At 71.2% G+C, this 14,894-nt stretch carries 16 protein-coding genes and 2 pseudogenes; 8 read left to right on the top strand and 10 right to left on the bottom strand.

The window, feature by feature from the left end:
• Nucleotides 1-11: 11 nt before the first annotated feature.
• Complete coding sequence (locus tag JIX56_RS33590) at nucleotides 12-1,154, top strand: FecCD family ABC transporter permease (RefSeq protein ID WP_443031927.1); 1,143 nt, start codon at nucleotides 12-14, stop codon at nucleotides 1,152-1,154.
• A 14-nt stretch (nucleotides 1,155-1,168) separates the two neighbouring features.
• Complete coding sequence (locus tag JIX56_RS33585) at nucleotides 1,169-2,023, top strand: heme ABC transporter ATP-binding protein (RefSeq protein WP_257551278.1); 855 nt, start codon at nucleotides 1,169-1,171, stop codon at nucleotides 2,021-2,023.
• A 108-nt stretch (nucleotides 2,024-2,131) separates the two neighbouring features.
• On the opposite strand, the gene JIX56_RS33580 is transcribed toward JIX56_RS33585, so the two are convergent.
• Entirely contained in the window at nucleotides 2,132-2,524 is a 393-nt protein-coding gene (locus JIX56_RS33580; RefSeq protein WP_257546158.1) for a hypothetical protein, read from the bottom strand.
• Between the two features lie 172 nt (nucleotides 2,525-2,696).
• On the opposite strand from JIX56_RS33580, the pseudogene JIX56_RS33575 reads away from it, so the two are divergent.
• Together JIX56_RS33575 and JIX56_RS33570 are read left to right on the top strand one after the other, a co-directional pair.
• Nucleotides 2,697-2,921 (top strand): annotated as a pseudogene (locus tag JIX56_RS33575) (iron transporter); the annotation flags it as partial.
• A complete protein-coding gene (locus JIX56_RS33570; protein WP_257546157.1) occupies nucleotides 2,878-3,936 on the top strand; it encodes a hypothetical protein in 1,059 nt (352 codons plus the stop codon). The pseudogene JIX56_RS33575 and the gene JIX56_RS33570, both read left to right, overlap by 44 nt.
• Nucleotides 3,937-3,975: 39 nt before the next feature.
• On the opposite strand, the gene JIX56_RS33565 is transcribed toward JIX56_RS33570, so the two are convergent.
• On the bottom strand, nucleotides 3,976-4,728 hold the full coding sequence (locus JIX56_RS33565; protein WP_257546155.1) for a bifunctional DNA primase/polymerase: 753 nt from the start codon (nucleotides 4,726-4,728) through the stop codon (nucleotides 3,976-3,978).
• Nucleotides 4,729-4,939: 211 nt separating this feature from the next.
• Nucleotides 4,940-5,575, bottom strand: coding sequence for a TetR/AcrR family transcriptional regulator (locus tag JIX56_RS33560; RefSeq protein WP_257546153.1), 636 nt, complete (start codon nucleotides 5,573-5,575; stop codon nucleotides 4,940-4,942).
• A gap of 124 nt (nucleotides 5,576-5,699) precedes the next feature.
• Between JIX56_RS33560 and JIX56_RS33555 the strand changes: the two are divergent.
• A pseudogene (locus JIX56_RS33555) lies at nucleotides 5,700-5,825 on the top strand (DUF6243 family protein); the annotation flags it as partial.
• 63 nt (nucleotides 5,826-5,888) lie between these two features.
• Here the strand turns inward: JIX56_RS33555 and JIX56_RS33550 are convergent.
• The gene (locus JIX56_RS33550) at nucleotides 5,889-6,383 is read right to left on the bottom strand and encodes a GNAT family N-acetyltransferase (protein ID WP_257546151.1); all 495 of its coding nucleotides are present in this window, start codon (nucleotides 6,381-6,383) and stop codon (nucleotides 5,889-5,891) included.
• A 192-nt stretch (nucleotides 6,384-6,575) separates the two neighbouring features.
• On the opposite strand from JIX56_RS33550, the gene JIX56_RS33545 reads away from it, so the two are divergent.
• A complete protein-coding gene (locus tag JIX56_RS33545) occupies nucleotides 6,576-6,749 on the top strand; it encodes a hypothetical protein (protein WP_257546150.1) in 174 nt (57 codons plus the stop codon).
• 11 nt (nucleotides 6,750-6,760) lie between these two features.
• Here JIX56_RS33545 and JIX56_RS33540 read toward each other — a convergent pair whose 3' ends face one another.
• Genes JIX56_RS33540 through JIX56_RS33520 form a run of 5 tightly spaced genes read right to left on the bottom strand, consistent with a single transcriptional unit; the run spans nucleotide 6,761 to nucleotide 11,007 of the window.
• The gene (locus JIX56_RS33540; protein WP_257546149.1) at nucleotides 6,761-7,765 is read right to left on the bottom strand and encodes a small ribosomal subunit Rsm22 family protein; all 1,005 of its coding nucleotides are present in this window, start codon (nucleotides 7,763-7,765) and stop codon (nucleotides 6,761-6,763) included.
• Nucleotides 7,766-7,799: 34 nt separating this feature from the next.
• Entirely contained in the window at nucleotides 7,800-8,198 is a 399-nt protein-coding gene (locus tag JIX56_RS33535) for a PIN domain-containing protein (RefSeq protein WP_257546148.1), read from the bottom strand.
• The gene (locus tag JIX56_RS33530) at nucleotides 8,195-8,476 is read right to left on the bottom strand and encodes a hypothetical protein (protein ID WP_257546147.1); all 282 of its coding nucleotides are present in this window, start codon (nucleotides 8,474-8,476) and stop codon (nucleotides 8,195-8,197) included. The genes JIX56_RS33535 and JIX56_RS33530 overlap by 4 nt, the downstream gene beginning before the upstream one ends.
• A gap of 45 nt (nucleotides 8,477-8,521) precedes the next feature.
• The gene (locus JIX56_RS33525) at nucleotides 8,522-9,700 is read right to left on the bottom strand and encodes a serine hydrolase domain-containing protein (protein ID WP_257546146.1); all 1,179 of its coding nucleotides are present in this window, start codon (nucleotides 9,698-9,700) and stop codon (nucleotides 8,522-8,524) included.
• Nucleotides 9,652-11,007 carry a multidrug effflux MFS transporter gene (locus JIX56_RS33520; protein ID WP_257546145.1) on the bottom strand — a complete coding sequence of 452 codons (1,356 nt, stop codon included), beginning with the start codon at nucleotides 11,005-11,007 and terminating at the stop codon, nucleotides 9,652-9,654. The genes JIX56_RS33525 and JIX56_RS33520 overlap by 49 nt, the downstream gene beginning before the upstream one ends.
• A 99-nt stretch (nucleotides 11,008-11,106) precedes the next feature.
• On the opposite strand from JIX56_RS33520, the gene JIX56_RS33515 reads away from it, so the two are divergent.
• Nucleotides 11,107-12,150, top strand: a complete 1,044-nt coding sequence (locus JIX56_RS33515) for a Gfo/Idh/MocA family protein (RefSeq protein WP_257546143.1) — start codon at nucleotides 11,107-11,109, stop codon at nucleotides 12,148-12,150.
• Here JIX56_RS33515 and JIX56_RS33510 read toward each other — a convergent pair.
• Complete coding sequence (locus JIX56_RS33510; RefSeq protein WP_257546141.1) at nucleotides 12,137-13,798, bottom strand: alkaline phosphatase D family protein; 1,662 nt, start codon at nucleotides 13,796-13,798, stop codon at nucleotides 12,137-12,139. The two genes, JIX56_RS33515 and JIX56_RS33510, sit on opposite strands and share 14 nt — an antisense overlap.
• 158 nt (nucleotides 13,799-13,956) lie before the next feature.
• On the opposite strand from JIX56_RS33510, the gene JIX56_RS33505 reads away from it, so the two are divergent.
• Entirely contained in the window at nucleotides 13,957-14,793 is an 837-nt protein-coding gene (locus JIX56_RS33505; RefSeq protein ID WP_257546140.1) for an SDR family oxidoreductase, read from the top strand.
• The last annotated feature ends 101 nt before the right edge of the window (nucleotides 14,794-14,894 follow it).

Genomic DNA, 14,894 nt, shown 5'->3' with positions numbered 1-14,894 from the left:
GAGGAGACCAAGTGACCGTACTGGACAAGCCGGTTGAGCCGGCCGAGCCGGAGAGAGCCGAGGGCTCCGGCGGTGCCGGGAGCGGGGCGGCCGGTGTCCTGCGGCCCGCCGCCGCACCCAAGCGCCGTGGTGCCCCGTACCTCCTCACCGGTGGACTCATGGTCGCCCTCCTCGTTCTGGTCCCCCTCGCGGGCGGGCTCGGGGCCTACCCCATCCCCACCGGGGACGTGATCTCCTCCGTCGCCCACCGGATCGGGCTCGGCGGGGCGGAGCTGGAGCGGGTGCCGGAGTCGGTGCTGTGGAACGTGCGGTTCCCGCGGATCGTGCTGGCCCTGTTGATCGGGGCGTCCCTCGGCTGCGCGGGGGCGCTGATGCAGGGGATCTTCGGGAACCCGCTGGCGGAGCCGAGTGTCATCGGGGTCTCGCTGGGCGCGGCGGTGGGCGCGGTCGCGACGATCGCGTTCGGGATCACGTTCCTCGGGAACTGGACGGTCTCGGTGTTCGCGTTCGTCGCCGGGCTCATCACCGTGTTCGTGGTGTACGCGATGTCCCGGTCGGGCGGCCGTACGGAGGTCGTGACGCTGATCCTCACGGGCATCGCGGTGAACGCGTTCGCGGGCGCCACGATCGGGCTGTTCATCTTCCTCGCGGAGGACACGGCGGCCGTCAACCAGATCACCTTCTGGCAGCTGGGCTCGCTCGCCCAGTCGACGTGGCCGAAGGTGCTGGCCGTGCTGCCGTGCGCGGTGCTCGGGCTGACCGTGGCGCCCTTCTACGCGCGGAAGCTGGACCTGCTCGCGCTGGGTGAGCGTCCGGCGCGGCATCTCGGGGTGGAGGTGGAGCGGCTGAGGGTCGTGCTGATCCTGGTCGTCGCGCTGCTGACCGCCGCCGCTGTGAGCGTGTCGGGGGTCATCGGTTTCGTCGGGCTCGTCATTCCGCATCTGCTGCGCATGGCGGCGGGGCCGGGACACCGGTTCCTGATCCCGGGCAGCGCGCTCGCCGGCGCGGTCGTCCTCCTGGCGGCGGACCTCGCGGCCCGCACGATCGTCCAGCCCGCCGAGCTCCCCCTCGGCGTCCTCACCGCCCTGATCGGCAGCCCGTTCTTCTTCTGGCTGCTGCGCAGGACCCGCCGCAAGCAGGGAGGCTGGGCATGAAGTCCAGGACAGCCATGGGGTCCTTGAGAGGGCTCCTCAGGGCGCGCCTGGGCCAGGGCCGTCCCACTCCCCCGCCCCCGTCCGCCCCCGGTGACGTCCTCGCCGAGGCCGACGACGTCACCGTCCGTCTCGGCGCCCGCGAAGTCCTCCACGGCGTCTCCATCACGGCCCGCGCCGGTGAGGTGCTGGCGCTCGTCGGGCCCAACGGGGCGGGAAAGTCCACGCTGTTGGGTGCGCTGGCCGCCGATCTACCGGTCGACGGTGGGGTCGTACGGGTGGACGGGCGCCCCGCGTCCGAGTGGTCGGCGCCCGAACTCGCGCTGCGGCGGGCCGTGTTGCCGCAGTCCGCCGCGCTGTCGTTCCCGTTCACGGTGGAGGAGGTCGTACGGATGGGGCGGGCGCCCTGGGCCCGGCAGCCGGACACGTACGACGAGGACGATGCGGCCGTGGCGGAGGCGATGGCCGTCACGGAGGTCACGGGGTTCGCGGTCCGGCCCTTCTCCGCGCTGAGCGGCGGCGAGCGTGCCCGGGTGGCGCTGGCGCGGGTGCTCGCCCAGCGGGCCCCGCTGCTGATGCTGGACGAGCCGACGGCCGCGCTGGACCTGCGGCATCAGGAGCTGGTGCTGCGGGTGTGCCGGGAGCGGGCGCGGGCCGGGGACGCGGTGGTCGTCGTCCTGCACGACCTCGGGCTGGCGGCGGCTCACGCGGACCGGGTGGCCGTACTGCGCGACGGGCGGATCGCGGCGGACGGGCCGCCGGCGGTGGTCTTCGAGGAGGAGTTGCTGTCGGAGGTGTACCGGCAGCCGGTCGAGGTGTTCCCGCATCCGCGGACCGGCGATGTCCTGATCACACCGAAACGGGGTTCTTGACCTGCTCTCGACCGGAGCATGGGGACTGTTTTGAGCCACCGTGATCCGGTCCTGCTCGGCCGTGTTCGCGAACTATCTGATCGGTCTGCGGGAGGGCCCGGAGGCCAGTCACCGCCGGTTGAGCTTCTGCACCACCGCCGACCGGCCCATGACCTGTTTGCCGGTCTTCGGGTTCAGCTTCGGGTCGCCGTCCGTCTCGTACTCGGGCACCCGGTCGGTGCCGATGACGCGGAAGCCCTCGTGCCGGTACTTCCTGCGCCAGGTCGGCTCACCGAACCCGGACATGAAGCGGGCGTTCCTGGCATTGGCGAAGTCCCTCAGCGCCTGCTGCTGCACGTCGGCGTTTCCCGAACCAAGCCATTCGCTGTCGCGCCGGGCCGCGGTGAGCTGACGGCACTGCTCGGCGAAACCGGGCGCGGACTTCCGGCCCGACTTCCAGTGCGAGTGCTGCTCGACCGCCAGGTTCCATACGTACCGGGCGTGCGCGCAGTGCAGCAGCATCTGCAACCTCCGGCTCCCCGACGACCTGCACGCCGCCATCAAGGCCGCTGCCGAGCGTGACGGGCGCTCCGCACACGGACAGATGCTGTGGTACTTGCGGCGAGCAGTCGAGTCCTCCGGGACGCCGGATCGGCCTGAAGGCGATTCGGCCACCCCTGTCCCGCTACGCGGTAGCGGGCACTCACCCCGGCCGGACAGCTGGTACGGCACCCTCCTGAAGGGCGTCTTCAACTTCCAGCCCGACCCGACGGTCCTCCAAGTCACGGTCTGGCTCCTGTATCTGATCCCGACGCTCGCGCTGTTCCTCGCCCCGGTAGGGTTCGCCTCCGGGAAGGGGAAGGTGAAGATTCCTGATGAGCAGGGTTCGCGGGGTTCGGAGCCCACGAAGGCTTCGTGAGGTTCGTCCGGTTCGTACACGCGGGAGGTTCCTCGGACTGCGTGCGTACGGCCGTGGCGCGCTGCTGACCACGGCGGTGACGGCGCTGTCGTTGACGGCGAGCGGGTGTGTGGTGGTCCGCGGCGACCTGGAGATCGTGCCTACGGCGACACAGGCGGAGGCGGCGCGGGCGCTGAAGGACTTCACCACCGCGTACAACAAGGCGGACAAGGAGTACGACCAGTCCCAGGACGCCTCCCGGGTCACCGGCGCGCTCGCCGACATCGACGGCGGCAAGCTCCGCTCGGGCGCGAAGATCAACCCGAGCGGCAACCCGAACCATGTCGCGCTGAAGCTGACCGACGTCACGTACACGATCCCCGAGAAGGCGGCCTGGCCGCGCTGGTTCGTGGCCGACGCCGCCGCCAACAAGGGCAACGCGACGGACCGTTGGCTGTTCGTCTTCACCCGGGACGGCCTCACCGATCTGTGGGAGGTGTCCTTCCTCACGATCGTGCCCGCCGCCGACGTGCCGGAGTTCAAGAAGGACGAGAACGGCTACGCCCAGGTGGTCACGCCGGACGACCCCGAACTCTCCGTCACACCCGCCGAGTTGCCCGACAAGTACGTGACGTATCTGAAGGAGGACAGCGCCCTCTTCGCGGACGGCCCGTACACCTCCGAGGAGCGCTCCGAACGCCAGCAGAACGAGCGGAAGCCGGGCCTGGCACGGCAGTACATCGACGAGGCCCTGACCAACGGCGACTACGCGCCGGTCGGTCTGCGCACCACGGACGGCGGGGCGCTGGTCTTCTTCACCACCCGCCACTACCAGAAGCAGACCGCCGCGCAGGGCGTGGACATCCCCGTCAACGACGCGGCCGTCCGGGCGCTGATGACGGGCGAGCCCAAGGAGTCGCTGACGCTGGAGTTCGTGAACAACCAGGCGGTGCTCGATCCGGCGAAGACGGAGTCGGACCAGCAGGTGAAGTTCCTGAGCCAGGTGGGCGGGCTCACGGGGGCCAAGGGCGAGTGACCGCCGGGCGGGGGTGAGAAGTCGGCCCCCGCCGAGGACTCAACCCCTCGACGGCCAGGCCGAGTCGGTGTGGCCCGACTCCTCACCCACGTGGCGTGAGCACGCGTCGGTGAGGATCTCCAGCAGGCTCAGCGGGTCCGGCAGCGGGTGCTCGGGTCCACGCACCCAGTGGACATCGAGATCACCGGGGAGCCGGGCCGGCGGGACGAGAACGTACGACCCCCGGCAGTGCCAGCGCAGCCCCGGATGCTCGTCCATGGTCTCCGGGTGGCAGTCCAGCTCGCAGGGCCACCACTCGTCCTCGTCCTCGGGCGTACCCCGGGTGAGGGTGAAGAACAGGAGCCGTCCGTCGTCGGACTCGGACTCGGACTCCGCGACGGGGCCCACCTCGATCCCGGAGGCGAGCAGCCGCTCCAGGGCCTCACGGCCGGCCGCGATCGGCACGTCCAGCACGTCGTGGACCATGCCGGTGGCGGTGATGAAGTTGGCCTGCGGCTGGTGCCGGGCCCACCGCTCGATCTGGGCGCTGTCGGTCGTGGACTGCGTCTGCCAGGCGAACGACACCGGGTGCCGGGCGGGGGTGGGACAACCCACGCGGTCGCAGGAGCACCGGTAGCCCGAGGGGTACGCGGCGGGCGCGAGCGGGAGTCCCGCGGCGGCGGCGGCGAGCAGCAGTTCCTCACGGCCGGCTTCGTCGGCCGCACTGTCGAGCGGGCGGCTCGTACGGCGGGCGCGCAGCCACTCGGAGATCCTGCCCTGCCGACCGGACCGGCCGCCGAACGTCGCGCTCATCTATCCCCTCGCCTTGCTGTGTGCGGACAGCATGTCTCATGGTCCCACCATCCTGCGCTCCGGGTGACCGGAGCGCGCATCCGGGGTAGGTGGGGCGATGCCGGGGTGCGGACAGGGATGGCGGGCTATTACATCCTTTGACGGGATTTACGGTCCGCCGTCAGGCCCTTCGTGGTCGGTTTGGTCACACCTGAGCGGGGAGTTGACCGGGTCAACGGGGCGCGAGGCCGCGGAGGGCGTACTCCACGAGGGTGTCCGTGTACTCGTGCGAGATGGGGCCCGTGTACTGGAGCCAGCGCTGGGCGAGCGGTGAGACGAAGAGCTCCAGGGCGATGCGCGGGTCGATGTCGGGGCGTACGGCGCCCTGTTCCTGGGCCGAGCGCAGGCGCTTCACGTACAACTGGAGCTGGGGTTCGAGGAGCTTGCCGACGAACTCGGTGCCGAGCTGTTGGTTGACCACCCCCTCGGCGGCCAGCGCTCGCGACGGGGCCTCGAACTTGGGGTCGAGCAGCTCGTCCACGGTGGCGCGCAGGACCGCCTTGAGATCGGCCTCCAGATCACCGGTGTCCGGGATCTCGTACTGCGCCTGCTCCCCGATGGCTTCGGGCCGGGCCGCGGCCTCCGCCGCCTGGGCGCTCAGGTCGATGAACGCCTCCAGGAGGACGTCCGCCTTGGACGCCCACCACCGGTAGATCGTCTGCTTCCCGACGCCGGCGCGGGCCGCGATGCCCTCGATGGTCGTCTTCTGATATCCGACCTCGGTGACGAGGGCGAGGGCGGCGTCGTAGATGGCGCGACGGGACTTCTCGCTGCGCCGGGCGGAAACGGGGGCGGTCTTTTTGGCCATGCTCCGAATTTACCAGGTTGACAAGACGGTGCGTCTCGCCTGATGGTGGTTGAGGTCAGCGAGACGAACCGTATCGTCACAACAAGGGAGACTGTCATGACCCGAGGTGGAGCGGGAAACATGCGGCCGTGTCGGCGGCGGCCTCGACCCCCAGGCCCAGAAGCGGGAGCTGCTGCGCAAGTTCCAGGAGAAACGGCAGGAACAGGAAGCGGACACGGGAACGGACAGCACGACCGGCGAAACGTCGTGAACCGGAGCGGGTCCGCCCCGCCGAGGCCGCCGTGAGGGGCCTCGGCGGGGCGGACCCGCCGTATCAGTCCGAGGACACCGGAGCCGGACCGGCCAGCTCCAGCACCCCCACCGTCTGGCCCCCGCTGGTCTCTCCGGTCGTACGGAAGCCGAGGCCGAGGTAGAAGGCCTCCGGGCCGTCGGGGCCGGGATGCCAGGTGACGAAGAGTCGGCCGCCGCCGCGGCGGCGGATCTCGGCGGCCACGGACTCGACGGCGAAACGGCCGTAGCCCCGCCCCTGTTCGTCGGCGGCGATGTTGAGGCGCCAGAGCCCGGAACGGAGGTCGGTCCCCGTGCCGTCGCCCTTCCAGTCGATGTCGAAGAAGGCCATGAGGAAGCCGACGGCCCGGTCACCGTCGCGGATGAGGCGGGGCCAGGCGACGCCGGGGTGGACGTACGCCTCGGCGAGGGACTTCACCACCGGCTCCACCAGGTGTTCCTGGTCGGGGCGGACGCGTACGTCGGTCGCGGTGTCGAGGTTGGCGGGGGTTATCTCGTCCAGATACGGCGTGGTTGACATGATCGATGACATAGCCGAAGACCGCGCGGACACCGCAAGCGATTTTCGGCACGGGCCAGGCAGCGAACATCGGCAAGCGTCACCTGTCCGGCTGATCGACCTACTGCTCCACGGCATGCCCCCGACGGATGCGCTTCCCTCGGACAACGCCCCCTACAGGCAGCCCGGTCGACTTCGCCGTCAGGAACCCTCATGCGTATGTGGAAGCCGCTCGTCGTCATCGCCACCGCGTTTGGCGACACCCCTGTCCGCATCACCACCGAACGCTGCGGGACCCACCACCGGCTCTCCTGGATCCTCGGTTACGCGCCCGACTCCGGGCGCTGGGGCTACGTCCAGGCCCAGCACCTGCCGGCCTGCCACTGAGCCCTCGCCCGTCACCGGGCCTGGTCGTCGTCTCCGGCCGGCGGCCAGGCGTCCCCCCACTCCGTGTCGCGGGCCGCCCTGTAGAGGAGGCCGTGGCGCTTGGTGACCGTGGTCCGGCTGAGGGCGGGCTCGGACTCGCAGAGGTCGAGGAGGACCTGGCCCTTGCGGATCTGGGGCTTGCGTACGACGCGGGAGGGGGCTGGGACCGGGGGGAAGCGGGTGGCGGCGACGTAGCTGAACTTCTCGTCCTCGTACGGCAGGGAGCCGCCCTTGATCTGGCGGTGCAGGGAGGAACGGCTGACCCGGGCGGAGAAGTGGCACCAGTCCTCGCCGGGGACGATCGGGCAGGCGGCGCTGTGCGGGCAGGGCGCGGCGATGTGGAAGCCGGCGGCGACGAGGCGGTCGCGGGCCTCGATGACGCGGGTGTAGCCGTCGGGGGTGCCGGGTTCGATGATCACGACGGCCTGGGCGGCGGTCGCGGCCGCGTCGACCACGGCGGTGCGGTCGGCGGCGGTCAGCTCGCCGAGGACGTAGGAGACGGTGACGAGATCAGTGCTCTCGATGGTGAGCGCCGATCCGATACGAGAGCGCTGCCACTCGGCGGCCTTCAGCTCCGGGTTCGCCGCGGCGATCTCCCGCCCCAGCGCCAGCGCCGGCTCGGCCCAGTCGAGCACGGTCACCGGCCGCCCGCCCTCCCAGGTGGCGCTCACCGCCCAGGTCGCCGCGCCCGTACCCCCACCGACGTCGACATGGCTGCCGGGCACCCATCCGGGCACGGCCGCCGCGAACGCGTCGAGCGCCGAGCACACCGCCTCGAACGTCGCGGGCATCCGATACGCCGCGTACGCGACGACATCCGACCGGTCCCGCAGCACCGGGACATCCGTCGGCGTCCGCCCCCGGTAGTTCGCGATCAGCCGGTCGACCGCCTGCGTGGCCGACTTCGGCGGGAGACCGTCGAGGAGGGCGGAGAGGGCGGTACGGAGGGTGTCGGCGGGGGGAAGAGGGGCGTTCACGTGGTGATTCTATGGGCGGCCCGCAAGGGCGGAATCAGACCTTCTCCGCCACCACGCGTGGATGGTCGGCGAGGAGCATGCCGATGTCCTCCACGTCGGAGGTCAGGATGGTCACCCGGCCCGGTTGCTGGACTGCGGTCGCGCACAGCATGGCATCGATGGCGTACTTGTGGCCGTGCAGTCCCGCGCCTCGCAGCAGAGTGGCCGCGGACTGTGCGGCGGCCTGAGAGAGCGGTTCCACCCGGAGCCGCGACAGCGTCCACCTCAGCGCGGCGTCATTGATCCGGGGATGGATGACCTCGACCAGCACCGCGGCGGAGGTGAGCACGGGCAGGTCCGCCTCACGGGCCGCCGCCAGCCACTCGTGCACCTCGCGGTCCCGTTGTACGGCTTTCGCGAGTCCCTCGCTGTCGAGCACCAACGCGCCGCTCACGCGGCCTCACCCGCGTGGGCCGTGCCGCCCGTGAGCCGGGCCCGCTTGGCCGCCACGGCCTCCGGGTCGGCCGGCCCGTGCACTTTGTCGAAGTCCGCGATCAGCTCATCCAGGTTGTCACGCTCTATCTGCCGCTGCGCCGCCCGCTCCAGGTAGGCGGACACACCCCGCTTGCCGACCCGCTCACGGATCGCCTGAAGAGTGCCGGCGGTGAGCGTGACGGAGACACCGCTGGTGGGGCCTTCGCCGGGAAGGAAGTCGACGCTGTCGTCAGTCATGAACCCAGTATGGCATTGAAAATGCCATAGCCGCCTGGCCGGCCCTCATGTCCCCCGCACCGCCCGAGCCACCCGCGTCCCCGCCGCCGCCCGTGCCGCGTTGATCGGGTCCCTGCGGCGGGGATGGACCGCGTTCGTGAGCAGGATCAGGAACGTGTCCGTCGCCGGGTCCAGGACCAGCGACGTGCCCGTGAAGCCGGTGTGGCCGGCCGCGCCCCTTCCCGCCAACTCCCCCATGAACCAAGGCTGGTCGAGAGAGAATCCGAGCCCCGGCGGGGTCAGCAGCAGCTCCACGAAGTCGGGGCCGAGGATGCGGGCGGGACCGTAGGAGCCGCCCGCCAGTAACGTGCGGCAGAAGACCGCCAGGTCCCGGGCCGTCGAGAAGAGGCCCGCGTGGCCGGCGACGCCGCCGAGGGACCAGGCGTTCTCGTCGTGGACGTCGCCCCGGAGCATGCCGCGGTCGGCCTTGGCCCAGGGGCGGCGTTGGTCCTCGGTCGCGGCGGCCGTCCGGTAGGGGCCGAAGCCCGTGGACGTCATGCCGAGGGGGTGGGTGATGCCGTCGCGGATCAGTACGTCCAGGGTCCGGCCCGTCAGACGTTCCAGGACGTGCTGGAGGAGCAGGAGGTTCAGGTCGGAGTAGGCGTGCGCCGTGCCGGGCGGCGCCGTCGGGGCCTCCGAGCGGAGCATCGCCAGGCGGGCGTCCGGTGACGGGCAGTCGTGGAGCGGGAGTTCGGGGCGGAGGCCGGAGGTGTGGGTGAGGAGGTGGCGGACGGTCAGGCCGTGTCGGGCCGCGCCGATGAAGTCGGGGAGGTACGCCGCCACCTTCGCGTCGATGCCGAGGGTGCCGCGTTCCAGCTGCTGGACCGCCGCCACGGCGGTGAAGAGCTTGGTGAGGGAGGCCAGGTCGAAGGGGGTGTCGGGCCTCACCGGGACGCGGGACTCGGGCGGCAGCTCCACACCCTCGTCGGTCCGCTCGTCGTAGGACTCGTAGCGGACCGCCCAGCCCGCGGCCTCCTCGACGGCCACGAAGGGGCCGCGGCCGACGAGTACGACGGCGGCGGGGGCCCGGGGGCGGTCCCCTTCCGTCAGCGCGCGCACCTCTCGTACGAGATGGCGCAGTTCCTCGGGGTCGAGTCCGGCCCGTTCCGGGGTGTCCGTGCGCAGTCTCGGCGCGCTCAGCTCTCCGCTCCCTCCAACGTCGTACGCCTGTTCCAAGGACGGCACAGTGCCATGAAGCAGGTCGCGGCCACCAGTGTCGCGGAGAGTTGGACGACGGCCATGGGGACGGCGGTGTCCTCGCCCGCGACGCCGACCAGGGGGGACGCTATCGCGCCGATCAGGAAGGACGAGGTACCCAGCAGCGCCGACGCGGATCCCGCCGCGTGGCGTACCCGCATCAGGGCGAGCGCCTGGGTGTTGGGGAGGGCGACGCCCATCGCGGACATCAGGACGAAGAGGGCCACCGCCACCGGGGCCAGGCCCACCTCGCCGAAGACGTCCAGGGACATCAGCAGCAGCGCGGTCGCGGACATCGCGACGATCGCGAGGCCCACCGCGAACACCTTGTCCAGGCTCACCCGGCCGACCAGGATCTTGCCGTTGATCTGGCCGACGACGACGAGGCCGACGGAGTTGACGCCGAAGAGCAGGCTGAACGTCTGCGGGGAGGCGCCGTAGATCTCCTGGATCACGAACGGGGAGGCGCTGATGTACGCGAAGAGCGCGGCGAAGGTGAAGCCGCCGGCGAGCACATAGCCCATGAAGACCCGGTCGGAGAGCAGGCCGCGCATCGCGGCCAGGGTCTCGCCGATGCCGCCGACGTGGCGGTCGGCGGGGGTGAGCGTCTCGGGGAGCTTCGCCCAGACGACGGCCAGCAGGGCGACACCGATGACGGTCAGTACGACGAAGACGCCCCGCCAGTCCGTGACGCGGAGGATCTGGCCGCCGATCAGCGGCGCGATGACCGGGGCCACCCCGGAGACGAGCATCAGGGTGGAGAAGAAGCGGGCCATCGCGTCGCCGTCGTACAGGTCGCGGACCACGGCCCGGGCGATCACGATCCCGGCCGAGCCGGCGAGGCCCTGGACGAGCCGGAAGGCGATCAGGGTCTCGATGGTGGGCGCGAGGGCGCACAGGGCGGTGGCCAGGATGTAGACGACCAGGCCGATGAGGAGGGGGCGCTTACGGCCCCAGCGGTCGCTCATCGGACCGACCAGCAGCTGGCCGAGCGCCATGCCGGCGAGGCAGGCGGTGAGGGTGAGCTGGACCGTGGTGGCGGGGGCGTGCAGCGCGTCGGTGACCTCCGGCAGGGCCGGGAGGTACATGTCCATCGCCAGGGGCGCGATGGCGGTGAGCCCGCCGAGGACGAGGGTGACGAGGAGGCCGGTGCGGCGGAGGGCGGTGGGGGTCGCCGTCGACGGCTTCGGGACCTTCGACGGTTGCGGCGACCGCGATGCCGCCGGTGTCGCCGGTACCGCCGCGATCCTGTTCGGCTCGGTCGGTGCCGAGCCCGGTATGTGCCCCTCGGGCATGTGCCCCTCCCTCTGTGTTCGGTCCGCCGCCTATGCTCTCAGCTCGTACGACGTGGGCGGGGTCACAGTTCCGCCCCGGGGCCGAGGACAGGGGTGGCGATGTCGAGCGACGGACGTGTGCGGTGGGGGATTCTGGCGACCGGAGGGATCGCCGCGGCCTTCACGGCCGACCTCGTGGACCTGCCGGACGCGGAGGTCGTGGCGGTGGCGTCGCGGAGCGAGGACTCGGCGAAGGCCTTCGCGGAACGGTTCGGGATACCGAGGGCGTACGGCGACTGGCGTGCGCTCGCCGAGGACGCGGACGTGGATGTGGTGTACGTCGCTACGCCGCACTCGGCGCACCGGGCGGCCGCCGGGATGTGTCTGGAGGCGGGGCGGAACGTGCTGTGCGAGAAGCCGTTCACGCTGAACGTGCGGGAGGCGGAGGAACTGGTCGCGCTGGCGCGGGAGCGTGGGCGGTTCCTGATGGAGGCCATGTGGATGTACTGCCATCCGCTGGTGCGGCGGCTCGCCGAGGCGGTGCGGGACGGCGCGATCGGTGACGTGCGGACCGTGCAGGCCGACTTCGGGCTCGCCGGGCCCTTCCCGCCCTCGCACCGGCTGCGGGACCCGGCGCAGGGCGGGGGCGCGCTGCTCGACCTCGGTGTGTATCCGATCTCCTTCGCGCAGCTGCTGCTCGGGGAGCCGTCGGACGTGACGGGGAGAGCGGTGCTCTCCGACGAGGGCGTCGATCTCCAGACAGGAGCACTGCTCTCGTGGGAGAGCGGTGCCATCGCTTCGGTGCACTGCTCCATCGTCGGCGGCACGGGCACCTCCGCCTCGGTGACCGGCTCCGAGGGCCGCATCGACATCCCGTCCGGCTTCTTCTTCCCGGACCACTTCGTCCTCCACCGCGACGGCCGCGACCCGCAGACCTTCGCCGCGGACCCGGCCGACGGTCCCCGCAACAGCTTCCGTCACGAGGCCGGCGAGGTCATGCGGGCCCTGCGCGCCGGCGAGACGGAGTCCCCGCTCGTCCCGCTCGACGGCACCCTCGCCGTGATGCGGACACTCGACGCGATCCGGAATCGCGTCGGCGTCCGCTATCCCGGCGAGGACGACCGTCGGAGTGACCCACAAGGACTGGCGGCTACGCCGGCGTGAGCCCCGGCCTGCCCGCCTCCACCGCGAACGACCCGACCGTGGAGATCCCGGCCCCGGTCGTCGTCACATACGGCACCCCCTTGAAGTCGGCGCGGGCGGACTGGCGGCCGAGGTCGACCGTGACGTACCCCCGACGGCCGTTGTAGAAGCGCATGTGGGGGTTGGCGGTCATGTAGGTGTCCCAGTTGGCGGGCTTGTCGGAGCCGTTGCCGCCGCTGCTGATGGAGGTGGCGACGAGCTCCGTGCCGACGGTCCGGGACGAGCGGTTGTCGAAGTCGCGCTTGATGTCGTAGGCGTAGCCGTTGTGGACGTCACCCGTGAGGACCATCAGGTTCTCGATGCCGGCCGCGTCGGCGCCGGCGAGGATCCGCTCGCGGGAGGCGGTGTAGCCGTCCCAGGAGTCCATGGACACCTTGTAGGTGTCGCCGACGGCGTTGCGGCGCTGGGAGAAGGTGACCTGCTGGGGGACGACGTTCCAGACGGCGTCGGACTTGGCCCAGCCGTTCAGCAGCCAGCGTTCCTGGGTGGCGCCCGTTATCGTGCGCGCGGGGTCGGCGGAGTCCGGTCCCGGGGTCTGCCAGCCGTCGCCGTACGCCTGGTTGGAGCGGTACTGACGGGTGTCGAGTATGTCGAACTGGGCGAGGCGGCCCCAGGTGAGGCGGCGGTAGAGCCTCATGTCGGGGCCGTCGGGCTTCTGCGGGGTGCGCAGCGGCTGGTTCTCCCAGTACGCGCGGTAGGCGGCGGCGCGGCGCAGCAGGAACTCCTCCGGGGGGACGTCGTTCTCGGGGATGTCGTCCGCGTAGTTGTTCTCGGTCTCGTGGTCGTCCCAGGTGACGACGAAGGGGTGCGCGGCGTGCGCGGCCCGCAGGTCGGGGTCGGTCTTGAAGAGGGCGTACCGCAGGCGGTAGTCCTCCAGGGTGACGGTCTCGCGGTTGAACAGGTCGGGCAGGACGCGGTCGCTGTACTTGCGGTTTCCGCCGACGGAGTTGACCGCGTATTCGTAGAGGTAGTCCCCGAGATGGAAGACGACATCGATGTCTTCGCCCGCCAGGTGCCGGTAGGCGGTGTAGTAGCCGTCCGTGTAGGCCTGGCAGGAGACGGCCGCGAAGGAGAGACCGGTGGAGCCGGTCAGATGGCTGCGGCCGGGCGCGGTGCGGGTGCGGCCGGTCTCGCTGATCCAGGTGCCGGTGCGGAAGCGGTAGTAGTAGACGCGGCCGGGGTCGAGGTAGCCGACCTCGACGTGCACGGTGTGGCTGAACTCGGGGTGGGCGGTGGCCGTGCCTCGTCTGACGATCCGTCGGAAGCCCTCGTCGTGGGCCAGTTCCCACTGGACGGCGACGCGTTCGGCGGGCAGGCCGCCGTCGGGCTGGTACGGGGCCGGGGCGAGCCGGGTCCACAGCAGCACGGAGGCGGACAGCGGGTCGCCGGAGGCCACGCCGAGGGTGAAGGGGTTCTCGGTGATCCGCCGCGCGTCGAGCGTGGCGGCGGCCGCGGCGCCCGCCGCGGGGAGGTTGGTGGCGAAGGCGAGCGCGGCTGCGGCGCCGGTGACGGTGAGGAAGCGGCGGCGGTCGAAGTGCCGGGCGGCGGCGCGGAGTTCGGGTGCGTGGGACGAATGGGGCTGCGTCGACTTCTGGGCTGCGGGTGTCATCTGGCCCTCCCCTGACGGTTGTTGTACTAGGCATTGGAGTGGTCGGGGTCGACGCTCTCCTGTCGCGTACACAACACTCAGATGGCGGACTGATGAGTTCCGGATGGCGGGCCCTTCCTGCCCGGCGGGGCACCGGCCCTCGCCTACGCTGCGAGCCCATGAAGGCTAAAGGAACCAAGATCGCGATCGTGACAGGCGCGGGCTCCGGTATCGGCCGTGCCGTGGCCGTGGAGTTGCTGCGCACGGGCTGGTCGGTGGCGCTGGCGGGCCGCCGCGAGGAGAAGCTCACCGAGACGGCGGCCGGCGCCGGAACGGAGGTCCCTGAGGCCCCCGAGACCCCTGAGGCCCCCGAGACCCCTGAGGCCCCCGAGACCCCTGAGGCCCCTGAGGCCCCCGAGGCCCTGTGCGTCCGCACGGACGTCTCGCGCCCCGGAGACGTGGACGCGCTCTTCGCCGCCGTACGGGAGCGGTTCGGGCGGCTCGACCTGCTGTTCAACAACGCAGGCACGTTCGGCCCGGGCGGGGTGCCGGTGGAGGAGCTGGACTACGCGGCCTGGCGGCACGTCGTGGACACCAACCTCAACGGGGCGTTCCTGTGCGCCCAGGCGGCGTACCGGCAGATGAAGGAGCAGGACCCCCAGGGCGGGCGCATCATCAACAACGGCTCCATCTCCGCGCACACACCCCGCCCGCACTCCGTCGCCTACACCGCGACCAAGCACGCCCTGACCGGCCTGACCAAGTCGCTCTCCCTGGACGGACGGCCCTACGGCATCGCGATCGGCCAGATCGACATCGGGAACGCGGCGACGGACATGACCGAGCGCATGCGGAACGGGGTGCTCCAGGCGCATGGGGAGCTGATGCCCGAGCCGGTGATGGACGTGGCCGATGTGGCCCGGACCGTGCGGCACATGGCGGAGCTGCCGCTGGAGGCGAACGTGCAGTTCGCGACGGTGATGGCGACGACGATGCCGTACGTGGGGCGGGGCTGAGCACTACCTCCACCAGGTGCCCACGACACTCGTCCATGACTCAACCTGCACAAACGGAAGATTCCGCTCCGGACCATTCGAGCACGTGAAAGGCATATGCT

The sequence above is a fragment of the Streptomyces sp. CA-210063 genome, assembly GCF_024612015.1.
GTDB lineage: Bacteria > Actinomycetota > Actinomycetes > Streptomycetales > Streptomycetaceae > Streptomyces.
Note: the sequence above shows the minus strand (reverse complement) of the source record. Positions and strands in the feature narration are given on the sequence as shown.

Coding starts and splice junctions, on each gene's coding strand:
- JIX56_RS33580 (WP_257546158.1), bottom strand. CDS start 2,524: ATGCTGCTGCACTGCGCGCACGCCCGGTACGTATGGAACCTGGCGGTC.
- JIX56_RS33585 (WP_257551278.1), top strand. CDS start 1,169: ATGGGGTCCTTGAGAGGGCTCCTCAGGGCGCGCCTGGGCCAGGGCCGT.
- JIX56_RS33560 (WP_257546153.1), bottom strand. CDS start 5,575: ATGGCCAAAAAGACCGCCCCCGTTTCCGCCCGGCGCAGCGAGAAGTCC.
- JIX56_RS33510 (WP_257546141.1), bottom strand. CDS start 13,798: ATGACACCCGCAGCCCAGAAGTCGACGCAGCCCCATTCGTCCCACGCA.
- JIX56_RS33530 (WP_257546147.1), bottom strand. CDS start 8,476: ATGACTGACGACAGCGTCGACTTCCTTCCCGGCGAAGGCCCCACCAGC.
- JIX56_RS33505 (WP_257546140.1), top strand. CDS start 13,957: ATGAAGGCTAAAGGAACCAAGATCGCGATCGTGACAGGCGCGGGCTCC.
- JIX56_RS33565 (WP_257546155.1), bottom strand. CDS start 4,728: ATGAGCGCGACGTTCGGCGGCCGGTCCGGTCGGCAGGGCAGGATCTCC.
- JIX56_RS33545 (WP_257546150.1), top strand. CDS start 6,576: ATGCGTATGTGGAAGCCGCTCGTCGTCATCGCCACCGCGTTTGGCGAC.
- JIX56_RS33520 (WP_257546145.1), bottom strand. CDS start 11,007: ATGCCCGAGGGGCACATACCGGGCTCGGCACCGACCGAGCCGAACAGG.
- JIX56_RS33550 (WP_257546151.1), bottom strand. CDS start 6,383: ATGTCAACCACGCCGTATCTGGACGAGATAACCCCCGCCAACCTCGAC.
- JIX56_RS33515 (WP_257546143.1), top strand. CDS start 11,107: ATGTCGAGCGACGGACGTGTGCGGTGGGGGATTCTGGCGACCGGAGGG.
- JIX56_RS33570 (WP_257546157.1), top strand. CDS start 2,878: ATGAGCAGGGTTCGCGGGGTTCGGAGCCCACGAAGGCTTCGTGAGGTT.